Consider the following 18777-nt stretch of genomic DNA (forward strand, 5'->3'; position numbering starts at 1 on the left):
GAGCACCTCCTCGTGCGGCGGGCTAACGCGTGCCGCGGGCCGGTACGCCACCCGCCGCACACCTGGCGCGCCGGCCTGCCGATGGCCGAACCATCGACAGGCCGGGACGGTGACCGCGTGGGCCACCCCTACCGATTGTTCGGTCGTCGGCACATTTTGGCTACGGGTGGCCCCAGCCTGTGGACAAACGGCTCGCAGAGCCGTTCGATGACCGCAGGGTGTCCACACAGGGGAGGTGGGGGACCGTGCCGGATGAACAGATGGCCCACGGGTCGGAGGAAGCGGCTCGGGGGGCGCGGGAAGCGGTCCACGGAGCGGAGGAGGGGTCCGGGCCGTCCCGCCAGACGGGCGACCGCCCCGACCCCCCTCCCGAGTCGCGTTCGGAAGCCCGCTCCGAGGCGCGTCCGGATGCCCGCTCCGAGTGGCGTCCGGAAGCCCGCCCTCCGGCCAGGCCGCTCGATGCGATCGACCGGGATCTGCTGCGGCTGCTCCGTGCGGACGGCAGAGCTTCCATACGGTCGGTCGCCGAGCGTGTGCACGTCTCCCGTGCCAACGCCTACGCGCGCATCAACCGGCTGCTCGACGACGGCGTCATCCGCGGCTTCAGCGCGCGCATCGACCAGGAGCGGGCGGGCCACGGTGCCTCCGCCTACATCACCCTCAAGATCGTTCAGAACTCCTGGCGCAGCGTCCGCGAAAAACTCCAGGAACTTCCGGGTGCCGCCCACATGGCGCTGGTCAGCGGAGACTTCGACGTGCTGCTGCTGGTGCACACCCCCGACACCAGGGCGTTGCGGGACCTCGTGCTCACCCGTATCCAGTCCTTCCCCGAGGTGCTGAGCACCCGGACCCTGCTGGTGTTCGAGGAGACCGACCTGGAGCCGGGGCCCTAGGTCGTGTCTTCAAAGTCCCGCCTGCCTGGCGGCGCCTGGCACCCACGCTCGCGGCGTTGTCGTCGGTCGCCGCTTCCCCCAGGGCTCGGCTTCGCTCGCCCCGGGAGGTGCCCCCACGCAGGGACTCCCTCCTCCGCCTTGCGAGCGCACGCACCAGACACCGCCAGGCCCGCCCTCCGGGCGGACGCCGCTACTTTGAAGACACTCCCTAGCGGCGCGGGCAATGCCCGGCAGGGGCGGGCGACGCCGGGGCAAGCCGGACGATGCCAGGCAGAGTGGACGATGCCCGGCAAGGGCGTCAGTGGGTGCGCAGGCCCGCGAAGGCGGTGCGGACAACGGCCTCGGCGACCTCGGCGCTGGTGTCGCCGCCCTCCGGGCCGTGCCCGGAGACGGCGCGATCGGGGCGGTACCACTCGGCGACGGAGTTGATCATTCCGAACAGCAGCCGGGTCGCCAGCCGCGCGTCCACGTCGGCACGCAGATCACCGTCGGCGGCGGCCTGCTTGACCAGTTCGGCCACCCTCTGGTCGAACTCGCGACGCCTGCCCATCGCCCACACCTCGGTGTCCGTGTTGCCCCGGACCCGCAGCAGCAGCGTCACGTACGGCAACTCGGCCATCAGGACCTCGACGGTGCGGCGCGTGACGTGCTCCAGCCGTGCCACCGCGCGCCCCTCGCCCGCCGCGGGCTCGTCCAGCACCGCGAACAGGCTGTCGAGCGCGCGGCTTATCGCCCGGCGCAGCAGCTCTTCCTTGCCCCGCACGTGGTGGTAGATCGAGGACTTGGAGATACCGGCCGCCTTGGACAGGTGCTCCATCGAGGTGCCGTCGTAGCCCCGCTCGTTGAACACCCGCACGGCGACGGAGAGCAGCGAGTCGGGCGTGTAGGTGTCGCGCTTGACCGTGGGCATGCGGCCGATGCTAGCCGGGGCGTCGCCGAGGCCGGCCGGGACGTCGAAGGGGCCCCTGCCTCGGGCCGCCGGCTCGTCGGGGGCCGTCGGATCCGCGCGGAGGGTGTGGTCAGCGTCCTGTTCAGGGGGCCGGGGGAAGTTATCCACAGGTTGGGGGGACCCCCTTGCACCGACCGATCGTTCGGTAGCAGTATCTCTCACGTGAACGGCACCGGCAACGCCGCGTGCCCGAGCAAGCCCGCACCACCGTCGCCACCCGCATCCCGTCCCAGCTCAGCTCAGCGAGGAGTTGGTCCGCGTGACCACCGGTACCGGAACGACCACTGCCCAGCTCATCGACAAACACCGCCCCACCCTGGACCGTGCGCTGGAGGCGATCCGCACCCGCGAGTTCTGGACCCCGCACCCAGAGCACCCCAAGGCGTACGGCGAAGGTGCGGCCGAGGAGGGCAAGGCGGCGTTCGACGCGCTCCGGGGCGGCCGGTTCGAGCTTCCGGGCCAGCCGGTGTCCGGCGAATGGGTGGCCACCGAGGTGTCGCCTTACGGGATGGAGATGGGCATCTCCTATCCGCGCGCCGACGAGGGCGCGATCGACGCGCTGCTGCCCGTCATGCGGGGCGGTCTGCCGGCCTGGCGGAAGGCGGGGCCCGCGGGGCGGGCGGCGGTCTGTCTGGAGATCCTGGCGCGGATCAGCGCGCGTACCCACGAGTTCGCCCAGGCCGTGATGCACACCAGCGGTCAGGCGTCCATGATGGCGTTCCAGGCCGGTGGGCCGCACGCGCAGGACCGGGGCATGGAAGCGGTGGCGTACGCCTACGCCGAGCAGGTGCGCACCCCCGAGCGGGCCGACTGGGAGAAGCCGCAGGGCAAGCGCGAACCGCTCCGCGTCGTCAAGGAGTTCACTGCGGTCGGCCGGGGCATCGCGCTGCTGATCGGGTGCAACACCTTCCCCACCTGGAACGGCTTCCCCGGCTTCTTCGCCTCCCTCGCGACCGGCAACGCCGTGCTGGTCAAGCCGCACCCCCGGGCTGTCCTGCCCCTCGCCCTGACGGTGCGGATCGCCCGCGAGGTCCTGACCGAGGCGGGGTTCGCCGCCGACCTGGTGGCGCTGGCCGCCGAGGCGGAGGGCGACGGCATCGCCAAGGACCTGGCGACCCGGCCCGAGGTCCGGGTGATCGACTACACCGGTGGCTCCGCCTTCGGCGCATGGCTGGAGTCCAACGCCCGCCAGGCCCGCGTCCACACGGAGAAGGCGGGCGTCAACACCGTCGTCATCGACTCCACGGACGACTACCCCGGCATGCTCGCCAACCTCGCCTTCTCCCTCTCCCTCTACAGCGGCCAGATGTGCACCACCCCGCAGAACCTGCTGATTCCCGCCGCCGGCATCAGCACCGAAGCGGGCCACAAGGGGTACGACGAGGTGGTGGCGGATCTCGGCGCGGCCGTCGGAAAGCTGCTGGGCGACGACGGACGGGCCAACGCGCTGCTGGGCGCGCTGGTCAACGAGCAGGTGCGCGGACGCGTGGAGACGGCCTCCGCGCTCGGTGAGGTCGCCCTGCCCTCCCGCGTGGTGGAGAACCCGGAGTTTCCCGGAGCCACGGTGCGCACACCGGTGATCGTCAAGCTGGACGGCACCAAGCAGGAGGAGGACGCGCCCTACCTGGAGGAGTGCTTCGGGCCCGTCTCCTTCGCGGTGGCTGTCGGCTCCACCGAGGAGGCGCTGGAGCTGCTCGGGCACACCCTGATGACCAAGGGCGCCATGACGGTCTCGGCGTACACCACCTCGCCCGAGGTGGCCCGGCAGGTCGAAGAGGTCTGCTTCACCGAGCCGGCCCAGCTCTCGCTCAACCTCACGGGCGGTGTCTATGTCAACCAGACGGCCGGCTTCAGCGACTTCCACGGCTCAGGCGGCAACCCGGCGGCCAACTGCACCCTGTGCGACGGTGACTTCGTCTCCGGCCGATTCCGCGTGGTGGAGGTGAGGCGGATGGCGCAGTGACGCCCTTGAGGGCCCGCCTCTCCTGCGGTGCACCGAGCGCGGCCCACTGCCGCGCACCCGGCGGCCAACCGCGGTGCACCCGCCCGAACGCGGCGAGCCCTACGCGCGCTTCCCACCCCAAGAACTGAACAGAGAGCCCCTGCCCCCAGGCGGGACACACTCCGGGTAGTGGCGCGACACACCCCGGCCAGCGGAAAGGGGGCCGCCCACCAAGGGGCGGCCCCCACCGCGGAAGTGGTCCGCTCAGCTGCGGCTGTCCCTCAGCTACCCGGCTGCCCCGTGGAGACCGTCAGGTCGATCTCGTCCTTCTTCGGGTTGAAGTCGTCGAGAGAGCCCGGGTTCTGGTCGAGGATCTGGTTCTTGCCGAAGACGTTCTCGTCCTCCATCGTCACGTCGCCGAGCTTCCACCCCGCGGCGCGCAGGCATGCCTTCACGGAGGTGAGGTCCTTGTAGGTCATGTCGGGCATCATGACGTTGCCGTTGTGCTCGTACGTCTCGCTGGCGTCGGTGCACTTCTCCTTGTCGATGGTCCGGCTCTTGTCCGGTCCCTTGAAGCCGCCCGAGTTGGAGCCGCTGTCACCGCTGTCGCCACCCTCGCCGCCACCGGGGTCGGTGGTGGCGGTCGGCTTGTCCTTGGCGGTGGGCTTGGCCTCGGGATCGTCGCCGCCGCCGCTATCCCCGGTCAGGTTGATGATCACGAAGACGAGGGCGACGATGACGGCGACGGCGGCGAGTCCGTATCCGGCCATGGCGCCGGAGGACATCTTCTTGCCGGGCCCGCCACCGTTGCCCTGGCCGGAGCCGCCGGCGGCGTTGATGGTGTAGGGCGGCGGCGTGGAGGGGCCGCCGGTGCCGTACGAGGACTGCGGGTAGCCGTAACCCGCGGGTGCGGTGTTCTGCGCGTGCGGCGGCGGGGTGGAGGGCCCGAAGCCCGCGCTGTTGTACGGCCCCGGCTGCCCGAGCCCCTGCCCTTGCCCCGGCATCTGGCCCGGGCCCGGCACCTGGCCGTGCCCGGGCGGCGGCTGGTACGGCGTCTGGACGCCGGCTCCGCCCTGCTGCGGCTGGGAGTTGGCGTCCACGGGCGGGAAGACGGCCTGTCCGACGCCGGCGCCGCTGGCTGCCGGGCCGCCGCTGATGATGATCGGCGAGGCGCCCGAGGCGAGTCCGGAGCCGCCGATGCGGGTGACCTCGTCGTGCATCGAGTCGGCGGAGGGGAAACGCTCGTTGGGGTTCTTCTTCAGCGTCCGGGCGACGAGCGCGTCCACGGCCGCCGGGATGGACTGGTTGATGGAGGACGGGGAGACAGGCTCTTCCTGGACGTGCGCGTAGGCGATGGCCAGCGGCGAGTCGGCGTCGAAGGGGAGCCGTCCGGTCAGCAGCTCGAAGAGCATGATGCCGACGGAGTACAGGTCGGAGCGGGCGTCCACGCCGCGGCCCAGCGCCTGCTCGGGGGACAGGTACTGGGGCGTGCCGACGACCATGCCGGTCTGGGTCATGGAGGTCACACCGGACTGCATGGCGCGCGCGATGCCGAAGTCCATGACCTTGACCACGCCACGCTTGGTGAGCATCACGTTGCCGGGCTTGATGTCCCGGTGGACGAGGCCCATCTCGTGGCTGACCTCGAGGGCGGCGAGCACATCGCCGGTGATCTTCAGCGCCTTGTCGGCGGGCATCGCGCCGTGCTGGGCGATGTCCTCGTCGAGGACGGTGCGCAGCGGCTTGCCCTCGACGTACTCCATGACGATGTACGGCACCATCGCGCCGTCGATCTCGTCCTCGCCGGAGTCGAAGACGGAGACGATGTTGGTGTGGGTCAGCTTGGCCACGGACTGGGCCTCGCGGCGGAACCGCTCGCGGAAGGACTGCTCGCGGCCGAGCTCGGTGTGGAGGGTCTTGACCGCGACCTGCCGGTCGAGTACGGAGTCGTAGGCGAGGTAGACGGAGGCCATCCCGCCGGCGCCCAGCAGTGAGCGAAGCTGGAATCGTCCTCCGCCGACCATGCGGCCCAAGTAGTTGCCGGCCGCCTGTGCGCCGTCGTCGCTCATCTGACTGCTTCCCCCTCGGCGGCGCTGCCCCCGTGCAGGTACGTTGAGTGATCCTTTTGACCGTGATACTGGCCCAAGTTTGCCCGGGGCCTCGGTCACGTCAAGCTCGTTGCCCGTTCCGTGACCGAATGCGCATACGCCCTCCGCGAGCGATGTGTCACACCGCCGGCCGGGCGGCGTCACAGGCTCACAAGGGCACGGCCCAGAGCGGTCCACCGAGCCTAGAGGGTGCGGTTCACGGGCTGTGCGCTGGGGCGCCGCCCCCGGGGAGGGGCGCGGGCGCAGGAGTGCCGGAGCCAACTTGCGGGGCCGGTACGTCAGCTTGTTGGATGCGACGGGCGTAGCTCGGTATTCCGTCCCATCCATCCACCCCCCGCGTGCCTGTAGCCTCCTTGGGGGGAGTATCCACCGCGCGAAGTCCGCGGATTCGAATCGACGGCGAGGACTGATGGCACAGACGCAAGCCGCCGGGGGCCCTTCGGACCCCGACGCGACGGGCGGCGGCTCCCTGCCCGATTCGCCGGAGTTGTGGGGCAACAACGGCCTGGTCGGTGACGGCAGGTACCGCCTGACGCATCGCCTCGGGCGCGGTGGCATGGCCGAGGTCTTCGGTGCCGAGGACCTGCGTCTCGGGCGTACGGTCGCGGTCAAGCTGCTCCGCGCCGACCTGGCCGAGGACCCGGTCTCCAAGGCGCGCTTCACGCGCGAGGCCCAGTCCGTCGCGGGCCTCAACCACCACTCCGTCGTCGCGGTCTACGACTCCGGCGAGGAGATGATCGGCGGCAACATCACGCCGTACATCGTGATGGAGCTCGTCGAGGGCAGCACGATCCGGGATCTGCTGCTGACCGCGGACGCGCCGCCGCCGGACCAGGCGTTGATCATCGTGTCCGGGGTGCTGGAGGCGCTGGCCTACAGCCATCAGCACGGCATCGTGCACCGTGACATCAAGCCCGCGAACGTGATCATCACGCGGGGCGGCGCGGTGAAGGTGATGGACTTCGGCATCGCCCGCGCCCTGCACGGTGCGTCGAACACCATGACGCAGACCGGCATGGTGATGGGCACGCCGCAGTACCTCTCCCCCGAGCAGGCGCTCGGTAAGACCGTGGACGCGCGCTCGGACCTGTACGCCACGGGATGTCTGCTGTACGAGCTGCTGACGCGGCGGCCCCCGTTCACGGGCGAGACCCCGCTGTCGGTGGTCTACCAGCACGTGCAGGACGATCCGGTGCTCCCGTCCGAGGTGTCGGACGCGGTTCCGCCGGAGCTGGACGGCCTGACGATGCGCGCGCTGGCCAAGGAGCCGGACGACCGGTTCCAGACGGCCGAGGAGATGCGCGGGCTCACCCAGTACGCGCTGCAAATGCTGCACGAGCAGGGCGGTCACACCGGCGGCCTGTGGGACACGGGCCCGACCGCGCACTACGGCGGCTCGACCCCGGCCATGGGCGTGCCCGGCGCGGGCGCACGCGCGCACCCCTCGCACTCCGACACGTCGCAGATGGGTGCTCCGCTGCTGGCGGGTCCGCGGGACGACGACGGTGGAGCCCGCGGTGGTGGCCGTGGCAATGGCGGCAGCAAGGGGTTCAAGTACGCGCTGGTGGCGTTCTTGGCGGTCATCGCGATCGCGGGTGGCATCTTCTTCGCGCTCGGCCAGGACAACGACGGCAAGGACAACAAGCCGGACAAGCCGGACACCACCAAGTCGGAGCCGAAGGACAAGAAGTCCTCCGACGATCCCGATCCCACCCCGTCGGAGACCGAGCAGGACCAGCCGGGCGCCGGCGACGGCGGCACCGGCGACTGGACGCCCAGCGACCGGCCCTCGGACACGGCGCCGAGCGACACCGACCCGAGCCCCACGCAGCCGTCCGAGACCGGTGACCCCTCGCAGTCGCACAACGGCGGCAACGGGGGTGGCGGTCCGAGCGACGGCGGCGACAGCGGTGAGAAGCCGTCCAACACGGACTCCCCTCCCCCGGGCGGCAACGGGGACGGCGGCGACAACGGGGACGGCGGCGACGGCGGCCTCATCGGCAGCAACCAGGGTGCCGGCGACGAGTGATCCGGCGGGCGGCGATGGCCCGCCGGGAGGCTCGGCCCTGAGCCCGTCGGCCGGGCCCTGCGTGCACACGTTTGTAGTGGGTGGGGGCGCGGTCTGTTGACGTCCGCGGGGCGTGGTCCGGTGTGCGGCCCTACGATGCCGCCGTGCAGCCGTCTTCCCTTTCCCGGCCCCTGACCCAGGGCACGCTCGACGTCCTGCTGGGGCGGTACGCGGACATGGGGGACCCTGTGGCGTGCGAGCCCGTCTCGCACGGGCTGCTCAACAGGGGTTACCGGGTGACGACGACCCGGGGGCGCTACTTCCTCAAACACCATCTGGACGGTCAGGCCGCGCGCGCCCGCATCGAGTGCCGGCACCGGGCGGCGGCGCGCCTCGGTGAGCTGGGGCTGCCCGTGGTCCCCGCGGTGCCGGACGCGGAGGGCAGGTCGGTGGTGGTGGCGGCGGACGGCCGCTGCTTCGCGCTGCACCCCTGGATCGAGGGCGGGCACCGGCACGGCAGCGAGCTGTCCCTGACGCAGTGTGCCGGGCTGGGCACCCTGCTGGGGCGGGTGCACACCCGGCTGGCGCGGGCGGGCGTGCCGAAGGCTCCGCGCGGTGCGGTGAGCGCCGATCCGGCGGCGACGTACGAGACGATCGGCGCTCTGCTGGAGCGGGTGCGGGCGCGGCGGCGCCGGGACAGTTTCGACGAGCTGGCCGAGCACCGGCTGACCGAGCGCAGGGCGCTGCTGCGGCACCATGCGCGGGAGCGGCCCGACGCCGTACAGGACCGGTTCTACGGCTGGGTGCACGGGGACTTCCACCCGCTGAACCTGCTGTACGCGCCGGGCGGTGCCACGGCGCGCGTGGTGGCGATCCTCGACTGGGACCGGCTGGGTGTGCAGCCGCGTGCCGAGGAGGCCGTGCGGGGCGCGGCGATCTTCTTCCTGCGGCCGGGCGGCACTTTGGACCTGCGCAGGGTGCGGGCGTTCGCGCGCGCCTACCGGGGCGGTGCGCGCGCCCCGCGCGAGGAGCTGGCGGCCGCCGTGCACCGGGTGTGGTGGGAGCGGTTGAACGACTTCTGGATGCTGCGCTGGCGCTACGAGCGCAGCGACGGCCGGGTGGATGTGCAGTTCCCGGCTGCGGCGGCGCTCGTGGTGTGGTGGACGGCGCACTACGAGGCGGTGCGCGCCGCCTTCTGCGACTAGCGCCGCCTTCTGCGACGAGAGGTCGCCCCGGCCACGCGGGGGCGACGAGAGGTCGCCCCGGCCACGTGAGGGGCGGTGTCACCCGTGGTGCGGGTCGTCGTGGCCGTCGGAGGCGCGGAGCCTGGCGATGTAGGCGGCGGCCTGGGTGCGCCGTTCCATGCCGAGCTTGGCGAGGAGCCCGGACACGTAGTTCTTGACCGTCTTCTCGGCCAGGTGCAGCCGCTGGCCGATCACCCGGTTGGTCAGTCCCTCGCCGATCAGCCCGAGGATGGTGCGCTCCTGGGGGGTGAGGGTGGCCAGCCTCTCGTCCCGTCGCGCGGCGGCGCCGGTGGCCGAGCCGGAACCGGAACCCGGACCGGCGCCCGTGGTGGCGCCGTGCAGCCGGTCCAGCAGGCGCCGGGTGTCGGCGGGGTCGAGCAGCGAGGCGCCCGCCGCCACCTCGTGCACCGAGTGGACGAGTTCGCGGCGGCTGAGTTCCTTGAGGACGTATCCGGAGGCGCCGGCCATCACGGAGGCCAGGAGCGCCTCGTCGTCGGCGTAGGAGGTGAGCATCAGGCAGTGCACGGTCTCGTCGCGGGAGCGGACCTCGCGGCAGACCTCGATGCCGCTGCCGTCGGGCAGCCGTACGTCCAGGATGGCCACGTCGGGCCGGGTGGCGGCGATGCCGGCGAGTGCGTCGGCCGCCGTGCCGGCCTCTCCGGCGATCTCCAGGCCGGGGTCGGCGGCGAGCATGTCGCGCACGCCCCTGCGGACGACCTCGTGGTCGTCGACCAGGAATACCCGGGTTGGTCCGTTTTCGGGCACATTCTCAGTCTCACATACTGATCGGCTCTTCACTCTTCCCGGGCTCCCGCACCCCGGGTTACCGTGCGGGTGTCCGCGGCTCGCGAGGCCGTGACCAGTGATGTCCCGACTCATCGCACACATACTTGGACTTCCGGGTTCTTACTTGGATATCCGAGCAAAGTTGCAGGTCAGGGCCGCCTCGTGCGTCTATGGAGATGCCAGCCATGGCTGGGGCGCCCCGACGGGGTCGGTACAGCGGGCCGCGACCGGGACATGCAGTCACCACCCGGTGCCGACCGCGACGCTCCCACCCCGTGCGCCGCACGGGACCGGGCGAGCCTCCCCCCGCCAGTGGGTGGGGGAGCCCCAGGTCACCGGCAACCCCGGGGGCCGGACAGACGGAGGAGCACACGTGACCGTGGAGAGCACTGCCGCGCGGAGCACCGCGCGCCGCAGCGGCACCGGAGGAAAGGGCGCCACCCAGGCCGCTCCCGGCGGCGACGCCGCGAACGGCAGGGCGGAGGCCGGCGAGGCCACCGCCACCGGCGAGCCCCGCAAGTCCCGCAAGCCCGCGGGGAAGGCTTCGGCGAGCGCCGCGGCGAAGGCACCGGGGAAGGCTTCCGCCAAGGCACCGGTGAAGAAGGCGGCCAGGAGCGCCGCGAAGACCTCCTCCGGGAGCACGCCGAAGTCCGCCTCGAAGACGGCTTCGAAGGCCCCCTCGAAGAACGGGTCGAAGGCCGCGTCCAGGAGCACGGCGAGCAGCAGCGCGGCGACGAACGGGGCGAAGGCCCCGGCGAAGCGCTCCACGAAGGCGCAGGCCACCTCCTCGCGCGCCGCCGCCGCACGTCCGGCCCGTGGGGGCGACTCCGCGCGCGGCACCGGCGGCGCGCCCGTCGAGCCCGAGCTGGTCCAGCTGCTCACTCCGGAGGGCGAGCGCGTCACCCATCCGGAGTACGACGTCGATCTGAGTGCGAAGGAGCTCCAGGGCCTCTACCGTGACATGGTGCTCACGCGCCGTTTCGACGCGGAGGCCACCGCGCTCCAGCGCCAGGGCGAGCTGGGCCTGTGGGCGTCCCTGCTCGGCCAGGAGGCCGCGCAGATCGGCTCAGGACGGGCCCTGCGCCCCGACGACTACGTCTTTCCCACCTACCGGGAGCACGGTGTCGCCTGGTGCCGCGACGTGGACCCGACGATGCTGCTGGGCATGTTCCGCGGTGTGAACAACGGCGGCTGGGACCCGAACAGCAACAACTTCCACCTCTACACGATCGTGATCGGCTCCCAGGTCCTGCACGCGGCCGGGTACGCGATGGGTGTGGCCAAGGACGGCGCGGACTCGGCCGTCGTCGCCTACTTCGGCGACGGCGCCTCCAGCCAGGGAGACGTGGCCGAGGCGTTCACGTTCGCCGCGGTCTACAACGCCCCGGTCGTCTTCTTCTGCCAGAACAACCAGTGGGCGATCTCCGAGCCCACAGAGCGCCAGTCCCGGGTGCCGATCTACCAGCGTGCCCAGGGCTTCGGCTTCCCCGGCGTCCGCGTCGACGGCAACGACGTGCTGGCCTGCCTGGCGGTCACCAAGGCAGCCGTGGAGCGCGCGCGCAGCGGTGAGGGCCCGATGCTGATCGAGGCGTTCACCTACCGCATGGGCGCCCACACCACCTCCGACGACCCGACCCGCTACCGCGCGGACGACGAGCGCGCCGCGTGGGAGGCGAAGGACCCGATCCAGCGGCTGCGCGGCTACCTGGAGCGCGAGAAGCTGGCCGACTCGGCCTTCTTCGCCGCGATCGACGAGGAGAGCGAGGAGATGGGCCGGCACGTGCGTGACGCCATCCGCACGATGCCCGATCCCGACACCATGGCGATGTTCGAGAACGTCTACGCGGACGGGCACGCGCTCGTGGACGAGGAGCGCGCCCAGTTCGCCGCCTACCAGGCCTCGTTCGAGTCCGAGAGTGTCTCCGCCGTGGGGGAAGGTAAGTGACCATGGCCGTTCAGAAGCTCCCCCTCGCCAAGGCGATCAACGCCTCGCTGCGCACCGCGCTGGAGAACGATCCGAAGGTCCTGGTCATGGGCGAGGACGTCGGCAAGCTCGGTGGCGTCTTCCGCGTCACCGACGGGTTGCAGAAGGACTTCGGTGAGGACCGGGTCGTGGACACGCCGCTGGCCGAGTCCGGCATCGTCGGCACCGCGATCGGCCTGGCACTGCGCGGCTACCGGCCCGTCGTCGAGATCCAGTTCGACGGCTTCGTCTTCCCCGCCTACGACCAGATCGTCACCCAGCTCGCCAAGATGCACGCGCGGGCCCTGGGCAAGATCAAGCTGCCTGTCGTCATCCGCATCCCCTATGGGGGCGGCATCGGCGCCGTCGAGCACCACAGCGAGTCGCCGGAGACGCTGTTCGCGCACGTCGCGGGCCTCAAGTGCGTCTCGCCCTCCAACTCCTCCGACGGCTACTGGATGTTGCAGCAGGCCATCGAGAGCGACGACCCGGTCATCTTCTTCGAGCCCAAGCGGCGCTACTGGGACAAGGGCGAGGTCGACCCCTCCGCCATCCCGGCTCCGCTGCACTCCGCGAAGATCGCCCGCCAGGGCAGCGCGCTCACCCTGGCCGCCTACGGCCCGATGGTGAAGGTCTGCATGGAGGCGGCGGCCGCCGCCGAGGAAGAGGGCAACTCGCTGGAGGTCGTGGACCTGCGCTCCATGTCGCCGATCGACTTCGACACCGTGCAGCGTTCCGTCGAGCGGACGGGCCGCCTCGTGCTCGTCCACGAGGCACCGGTCTTCCTCGGCACCGGTGCCGAGATCGCCGCCCGCATCACCGAGCGGTGCTTCTACCATCTTGAAGCACCGGTGCTGCGCGTCGGCGGGTTCCACGCGCCGTACCCACCTGCGCGGCTGGAGGACGAGTACCTGCCGAACCTGGACCGGGTGCTCGATGCCGTCGACCGCGCGCTGGCGTACTGAGGAGAGCCGTGACGATGACCAACAGCGCACAGGCCGCGCAGCCGGCCGCCGGCGTCCGTGAGTTCAAGATGCCCGACGTGGGCGAGGGGCTGACGGAGGCGGAGATCCTCAAGTGGTACGTCCAGCCCGGGGACACCGTCACCGACGGCCAGGTCGTCTGCGAGGTGGAGACGGCCAAGGCCGCCGTCGAGCTGCCGATCCCCTTCGACGGCGTGGTGCACGACCTGCGCTTCGACGAGGGCACCACGGTGGACGTCGGCACCCCCATCATCGCCGTCGACACCGGTGGCCCCGCGGCCGGTTCGGGCGGCGGCGACGCGTCCGCGGCGCAGGCCGCGATGGAGACGGGCGCCGGTGCCGCGGCCGAGGTGGCCGAGGAGGCCGCCGTTACCGAGGGGGCCCAGCCGGAGGGGACCCAGCAGGAGGAGGCCGGGGCGGAGGGCGAGGGCCGGCAGCCCGTGCTGGTCGGCTACGGCGTGGCCACCAGCTCCACCAAGCGCCGTCCGCGCAAGCCCGCGCCCGGGCAGGGCTCGGCGGCGGGGGGCGCCGCCACCGAGCCGGCCCCGGCCACCGAGCCCGTGCCGGCGGCCGAGCCGGTTCCGGGCGACAACGCCTCGGAGGTGGACGGCGCTCCGGGCGTGAACGGCCACGGGGAGCCCTCTTCGGTCGCCGGCTCGCGGCCGCTGGCCAAGCCGCCCGTCCGCAAGCTGGCCAAGGACCTCGGCGTCGACCTGGCGGCGGTCGCCCCGAGCGGCCCCGACGGGATCGTCACCCGTGAGGACGTGCACGCCGCTGCCGCCCGGGCCGCCGCGCCTGCGGCACCCGCGGCCGCGCGGGAGCCCGTCGAGCCCGCCGCCTTTCCCGCGGAGCCGTCCGCCTCGGCGGCCGCGGCCCGCGAGACCCGTATCCCCGTCAAGGGCGTACGCAAGGCCACCGCGCAAGCGATGGTCGACAGCGCGTTCACGGCGCCGCACGTCACCGAGTTCGTGACCGTGGACGTCACCCGGACGATGAAGCTCGTCGCCGACCTCAAGCAGGACCCCGACATGGCGGGCGTGCGGATCAACCCGCTGCTGCTGGTCGCCAAGGCGTTCCTGGTGGCCATCCGCCGCCACCCGGAGGTCAACGCCTCCTGGGACGAGGAGCGCCAGGAGATCGTCCGCAAGCACTACGTCAACCTGGGCATCGCCGCGGCCACCCCGCGCGGGCTGATCGTCCCCAACATCAAGGACGCGCACGACAAGACCCTGCCCGAACTGGCGTCCGCGCTCGGTGAGCTGGTGGCCACCGCCCGCGAGGGCAGGACCAGCCCCGCCGCGATGAGCGGCGGGACGGTGACGATCACCAACGTCGGGGTCTTCGGGGTGGACACGGGTACGCCGATCCTCAACCCCGGCGAGTCCGCCATCCTGGCCTTCGGCCAGGTGCGCGAGCAGCCCTGGGTGCACAAGGGCAAGGTGAAGCCGCGCCACGTCACCACGCTGGCGCTCTCCTTCGACCACCGCCTGGTCGACGGCGAACTCGGCTCCAAGGTCCTCGCCGACATCGCCGCCGTCCTCGAACACCCCAAGCGGCTGATGCTGTGGCAGTGACCGGACGGCACCGGGCCTGAGCCGGCGCCCCCGCCGGGGGCACGCGGGCACGGAGACAAGGGGGGCGGGGGCGCGGTAGCCCCCGCCCCCTGTGCCGCCGAAGGCACGGCGAAGGGCACCGTCCCACATCGCGGAAGCGGGAACCGTCGCATCCGTCTTGTATCTATGATGCGTGCATGCCTTCCGCCGCACCCCCCACCCACCGCGCCACCACCCACGCCGGCACCCCGAAACAGCAGCTCAGGGAGGTAAAGCAACCGCCCGCCGCGCAGCGCGTGTACGCGCACGTGAAGCAGGCGGTGCTGGAGCGGCGCTACGAGGGGGGCATGCTCCTGACGGAGGGCGAGCTCGCCGAGGCCGTCGGTGTCTCGCGGACCCCCGTCCGCGAGGGCCTGCTCCGCCTGGAGGTGGAGGGCCTGATCCGGCTGTACCCGAAGAAGGGCGCGCTGGTGCTGCCCGTCTCGGTGCAGGAGGTCGAGGACGTCGTCGAGACCCGTCTGCTGGTCGAGCAGCACGCGGTCCGCCGCGCCGTGCCCGTCTCGGACGCGCTGGTGACCCGGCTCGAAGAGCTGCTGGCCGAGCAGCGGACCCACGCGGCCTCCGGTGACCTTCCCGCCTTCTCCGCCGCCGACCGCGGCTTCCACGCCGCGCTCGTCCAGGCGACGGGCAACCAGATCCTCACCCGCCTCTACGACCAGCTGCGCGACCGGCAGCTGCGGATGGGCGTCGCCGTGATGCACGCGCATCCCGACCGGGTGGCGAAGAACATCGCCGAGCACGCCGACATCCTGCGCACGCTGCGCGAGGGAGACACGGACGCCGCGGCGCGCGCCGTCCACCAGCACGTCAGCCGGGTCCGCCACCTGATGCGCGGCGACGACCGCACCGGCCAGGGGGACGACCGGGCGAGCGGCCAGGGTGACGACCGGGGGGACGGACGATGAGTACCACCGCCTCCCCCCACGCCGTCCGGCTGCCCGGCGACCCGCCCGGCGGCCCCCGCGCCTGGTGGGTGTGGGGTATCGGCGTCGCCGTCTACTTCGTCGCCGTCACCTTCCGCACCAGCCTCGGCGTGGCGGGCCTCGACGCGGCGCACCGCTTCGACATCAACGCCTCCGCGCTCTCCAGCTTCTCGATCCTCCAACTCCTCGTCTACGCGGGGATGCAGATACCCGTGGGCCTTTTGGTGGACCGCTGGGGCACCCGCCGCATCCTGCTGTTGGGCATCCTGCTGTTCACCGCCGGCCAGTTCGGCTTCGCGCTGTCGGCCTCGTACGGCACCGCGCTGGCCTCCCGCGCGCTGTTGGGCTGTGGGGACGCGATGACGTTCATCGCCGTCCTGCGCTTGGGGGCGCGCTGGTTCCCGGCCCGCCGCGGACCGGTCATCGCCCAGGTGGCGGCGCTGATCGGGATGGCGGGCAACCTGGTGACGACACTGGTTCTCGCCCGCATCCTGGCGAGTCTGGGCTGGACGGCGACGTTCGCGGGCAGCGCGGCGGGCGGCCTGGTCATCCTGGCGCTCGTCGTCTTCTTCCTGCGGGACCATCCGGAGGGCCACGAGCCGCCGGCCGTCCCCAAGGCCGAGGCCACGGGTTCGGGCTTCATCCGCCGGCAGATCGGTGCGGCCTGGCGGGAGCCGGGCACCCGCGCAGGGATGTGGGTGCACTTCACCTGCCAGTTCCCCGGCATGGTCTTCCTGCTGCTGTGGGGCATGCCCTTCCTGGTGGAGGCGCAGGGGCTCGACAAGGGCACGGCCGGTGGGCTGCTGACTCTCGTGGTGGTCTCCAACATGTGCTGCGGGCTGGTCTACGGGCAGGTCATCTCCCGTCACCACGCCGCGCGCACCCCGCTGGTGCTGGGCACCGTCGCCGCGACCGCCCTGGTGTGGGCAGCGGCCATCGCCTGGCCGGGCAAGGACCCCATGTGGCTGCTGGTGGTGCTGTGCGTGGTGCTCGGCGCCTGCGGCCCCGGCTCGATGATCGGCTTCGACTTCTCCCGCCCCGCCAACCCGCCCGAGCGGCACGGCACCGCGTCCGGCATCGTCAACATGGGCGGGTTCACCGCCTCGATGACGACACTGTTCGCCGTCGGGGTCCTGCTCGACCTGACGGGGGACAACTACCGGATCGCCTTCGCGAGCGTCTTCGTCCTCCAGGCGCTGGGCCTGGTGCAGTTCGCCCGGCTGCGGGGGCGTGCGGTACGGCGCGAACGCGAGCGCGTGGTGGCCAGCCGGGTGGAGGCAGTGCACGTCCCCGTATGACGCGGGTCCGGCGTGACGCGGGTCCGGTGTGACGGCGGCGCGGCGGAGCCCACGCGCCACGGCCCGCTCCGCCGCGACCCCGCCGGGGGGCTGTGTCCGACCGTCACCCCCTGAGGGGGTGACGACTCCACAACGCCCCACCGTCACCAGTCCACGGTGTCACGGCGTCACACCGTCACGGCGTCACCGAGAAGTGGCGCAGGATCTCGGCGGCCAGCTCCGCGTCCCCGTCGGTCTTGACGCGGTCCGCGACGGCGTCCGGCCGTACGCGGCCCGCGGCCAGCCGGAAGTAGGTCTCCCAGTCCATGGCGAGGGTGGCGGCGGGGCCCAGCGAGACGCTGCCGTCGACGCTGCCCCGGCCCTCCTCGTCCACGCGCACCGTCCGCATGAACTCGACGGGGCCGCTCACGTCGAAGACGACCGCGGAGTTCAGCGGGGCTCCGGCGTCCTTGGCGACGACCTTGGGCAGCCCGGCGAGCATCACGTCCCTGGCCACGTGGGCGCCGGGCGAGTCCAGGTTGCCGGGCTTGTCCAGAGCGCGGCGCAGGTCCTGCTCGTGCACCCACACGTCGAAGGCGCGCAGCATCAGCTGGCGCTCCAGGGGCAGTTTGCGGGGCCCGAACGGCACGACGCTGTTGACCTCCGCCTCCGGCCCGCGCTTCTCGTTCCGCAGCTGCCGCCCGCGGCGGATGAGGGTGTACTCGAACTCGCTGGTCATCTCCGGGCCCGTGTGGTGCCGCCGCACATCGACCTGGACCTCCATGTGACGGCTGGTCTCGTCGACGACGTGGCGGATGTCGCGGGGCAGGGCGTGGATCGGTCGCGGGTCGCCCAGGAGTTCGCACTCGACGCCGATGATGTGGGAGACCACGTCGCGCACCGACCAGCCCGGACAGTCGGTCCGCCCGTTCCACTCCCCTTCCACGAGCGGAGTGACCAGCTCGGATATCGCTTCCATGGACTGCGTCCACGCGTCAACGTAGGGCTGAAGGCTTGGGTGGTCGGTCACGGGACCCCTCGTCTTGCGGTTCGCTGGCTGGCTCGTTCGAGCTTGCGGCTCGTTCGGGATACGAACAAGTCCGCGCACTGGACTGGACACTGGACAGGGCAGGTGCTCGTGCTGGGTGCTCTCAAGTTACGCTGCGGACGAGAGCCCCGGCAGGGCTTTTGGGACGATGCTAGGCCCAATCGCCCCCCTCGATGGCATGGACGGTGGTACGGTGCGCGCTTCGATTCTGCAGATTCAGGTGGACCCGGACGAGTCGGTCGAATCCCGGAGGGAACGGGTCGCTTCCCTCGTCCGCGCCCAGGCGGGCGCCGACGTGGTGGTGCTGCCGGAACTGTGGCCCGTCGGCGCCTTCGCCCACGACCGTTTCGCCGCCGAGGCGGAGGAGGCCGACCCGGCGAAGGGCCCGACCGCGCTGGCCATGTCCGCGGCGGCACGGGACGCGGGGGTGTGGCTGCACGCGGGCTCGGTCGTGGAGAAGGGCGAGGAGGCCGGCGCCCTCTACAACACCTCCCTGGTCTTCTCCCCCTCAGGGGAACTCGCGGCGACCTACCGCAAGATCCACCGCTTCGGGTTCGACCAGGGCGAGGCGGCGCTGATGACGGCGGGGACCACGCCCGTCACCGTCGCCCACCCGCAGGCCACGCTCGGCCTGGCCACCTGCTACGACCTCCGCTTCCCCGAGCTGTTCCGCGCCCTGGTCGACGCGGGTGCCCAGGTGCTGGTCGTCCCCGCGGGCTGGCCCGCCAAGCGCGCCGACCACTGGAGCCTCTTCGCCCGCACCCGCGCCGTCGAGAACCAGTGCTTCGTGGTGGCCTGCGGCACCGCGGGCACCCACGCGGGCGTCGCCCAGGCGGGACGCAGCGCCGTCATCGACCCGTGGGGCGAGGTACTGGCCGAGACGGACAGCACGGAGGAGACGGTGCTGACCGCCGATCTGGACCTCACCCAGGTCGAAAAGGTCCGCGAGTCCTTCCCGGTCCTCAAGGACCGGGTGCTGTAGCCACAGGAGCCCAGAAGCCCAGGAGCCGTGCGCTGCGCGCCCGCGCAGCGAGGTGGCA

General features: G+C 72.0%; 14 protein-coding genes. 10 read left to right on the top strand and 4 right to left on the bottom strand.

Annotated elements, in window-relative coordinates; all coding sequences use genetic code 11:
- The first annotated feature begins 245 nt into the window (after positions 1 to 245).
- The gene (locus DQ392_RS19140) at positions 246 to 893 is read left to right on the top strand and encodes an Lrp/AsnC family transcriptional regulator (protein WP_342774960.1); all 648 of its coding nucleotides are present in this window, start codon (positions 246 to 248) and stop codon (positions 891 to 893) included.
- A 298-nt stretch (positions 894 to 1191) separates the two neighbouring features.
- Here the strand turns inward: DQ392_RS19140 and DQ392_RS19145 are convergent, their stop codons facing one another.
- Positions 1192 to 1803 (bottom strand): TetR/AcrR family transcriptional regulator, encoded by a 612-nt coding sequence (locus DQ392_RS19145; protein WP_114016929.1) that lies wholly within the window; start codon positions 1801 to 1803, stop codon positions 1192 to 1194.
- Between the two features lie 298 nt (positions 1804 to 2101).
- Here DQ392_RS19145 and paaN point away from each other — a divergent pair, with 298 nt between their 5' ends.
- Positions 2102 to 3805: a phenylacetic acid degradation protein PaaN gene (gene paaN / locus DQ392_RS19150; protein ID WP_114016842.1), complete on the top strand. Its 1704-nt coding sequence runs from the start codon at positions 2102 to 2104 to the stop codon at positions 3803 to 3805.
- A gap of 260 nt (positions 3806 to 4065) precedes the next feature.
- Here the strand turns inward: paaN and DQ392_RS19155 are convergent, their stop codons facing one another.
- On the bottom strand, positions 4066 to 5853 hold the full coding sequence (locus tag DQ392_RS19155; protein WP_114016843.1) for a protein kinase domain-containing protein: 1788 nt from the start codon (positions 5851 to 5853) through the stop codon (positions 4066 to 4068).
- Between the two features lie 448 nt (positions 5854 to 6301).
- Here DQ392_RS19155 and DQ392_RS19160 point away from each other — a divergent pair, with 448 nt between their 5' ends.
- Both DQ392_RS19160 and DQ392_RS19165 read left to right on the top strand, forming a co-directional pair.
- Complete coding sequence (locus DQ392_RS19160; protein WP_114016844.1) at positions 6302 to 7921, top strand: protein kinase domain-containing protein; 1620 nt, start codon at positions 6302 to 6304, stop codon at positions 7919 to 7921.
- A gap of 143 nt (positions 7922 to 8064) precedes the next feature.
- Positions 8065 to 9105: a phosphotransferase gene (locus DQ392_RS19165; RefSeq protein ID WP_245981654.1), complete on the top strand. Its 1041-nt coding sequence runs from the start codon at positions 8065 to 8067 to the stop codon at positions 9103 to 9105.
- A 78-nt stretch (positions 9106 to 9183) separates the two neighbouring features.
- Here DQ392_RS19165 and DQ392_RS19170 read toward each other — a convergent pair whose 3' ends face one another.
- On the bottom strand, positions 9184 to 9909 hold the full coding sequence (locus DQ392_RS19170; RefSeq protein WP_114016845.1) for a response regulator: 726 nt from the start codon (positions 9907 to 9909) through the stop codon (positions 9184 to 9186).
- A 394-nt stretch (positions 9910 to 10303) separates the two neighbouring features.
- Between DQ392_RS19170 and pdhA the strand changes: the two genes are divergently transcribed.
- The 5 genes from pdhA (at position 10304) to DQ392_RS19195 (ending at position 16710) form a co-directional block, all read left to right on the top strand.
- Entirely contained in the window at positions 10304 to 11875 is a 1572-nt protein-coding gene (gene pdhA / locus DQ392_RS19175) for a pyruvate dehydrogenase (acetyl-transferring) E1 component subunit alpha (protein WP_114016931.1), read from the top strand.
- A gap of 2 nt (positions 11876 to 11877) precedes the next feature.
- Entirely contained in the window at positions 11878 to 12858 is a 981-nt protein-coding gene (locus tag DQ392_RS19180; protein ID WP_114016846.1) for an alpha-ketoacid dehydrogenase subunit beta, read from the top strand.
- A 14-nt stretch (positions 12859 to 12872) separates the two neighbouring features.
- Complete coding sequence (locus DQ392_RS19185) at positions 12873 to 14450, top strand: dihydrolipoamide acetyltransferase family protein (RefSeq protein ID WP_114016932.1); 1578 nt, start codon at positions 12873 to 12875, stop codon at positions 14448 to 14450.
- Between the two features lie 176 nt (positions 14451 to 14626).
- Positions 14627 to 15394: a GntR family transcriptional regulator gene (locus DQ392_RS19190; protein ID WP_245981655.1), complete on the top strand. Its 768-nt coding sequence runs from the start codon at positions 14627 to 14629 to the stop codon at positions 15392 to 15394.
- On the top strand, positions 15391 to 16710 hold the full coding sequence (locus DQ392_RS19195; protein WP_114016847.1) for an MFS transporter: 1320 nt from the start codon (positions 15391 to 15393) through the stop codon (positions 16708 to 16710). The genes DQ392_RS19190 and DQ392_RS19195 overlap by 4 nt, the downstream gene beginning before the upstream one ends.
- Before the next feature lie 175 nt (positions 16711 to 16885).
- Here DQ392_RS19195 and DQ392_RS19200 read toward each other — a convergent pair whose 3' ends face one another.
- On the bottom strand, positions 16886 to 17719 hold the full coding sequence (locus tag DQ392_RS19200; RefSeq protein ID WP_114016848.1) for a maleylpyruvate isomerase family mycothiol-dependent enzyme: 834 nt from the start codon (positions 17717 to 17719) through the stop codon (positions 16886 to 16888).
- A 211-nt stretch (positions 17720 to 17930) separates the two neighbouring features.
- On the opposite strand from DQ392_RS19200, the gene DQ392_RS19205 reads away from it, so the two are divergent.
- Positions 17931 to 18719 carry a carbon-nitrogen family hydrolase gene (locus DQ392_RS19205; RefSeq protein ID WP_181856484.1) on the top strand — a complete coding sequence of 263 codons (789 nt, stop codon included), beginning with the start codon at positions 17931 to 17933 and terminating at the stop codon, positions 18717 to 18719.
- Positions 18720 to 18777: the final 58 nt, after the last annotated feature.

Origin of the sequence: Streptomyces reniochalinae, assembly GCF_003323735.1 — a bacterium.
In the GTDB taxonomy this organism is placed as follows: Bacteria; Actinomycetota; Actinomycetes; order Streptomycetales; family Streptomycetaceae; genus Streptomyces; species Streptomyces reniochalinae.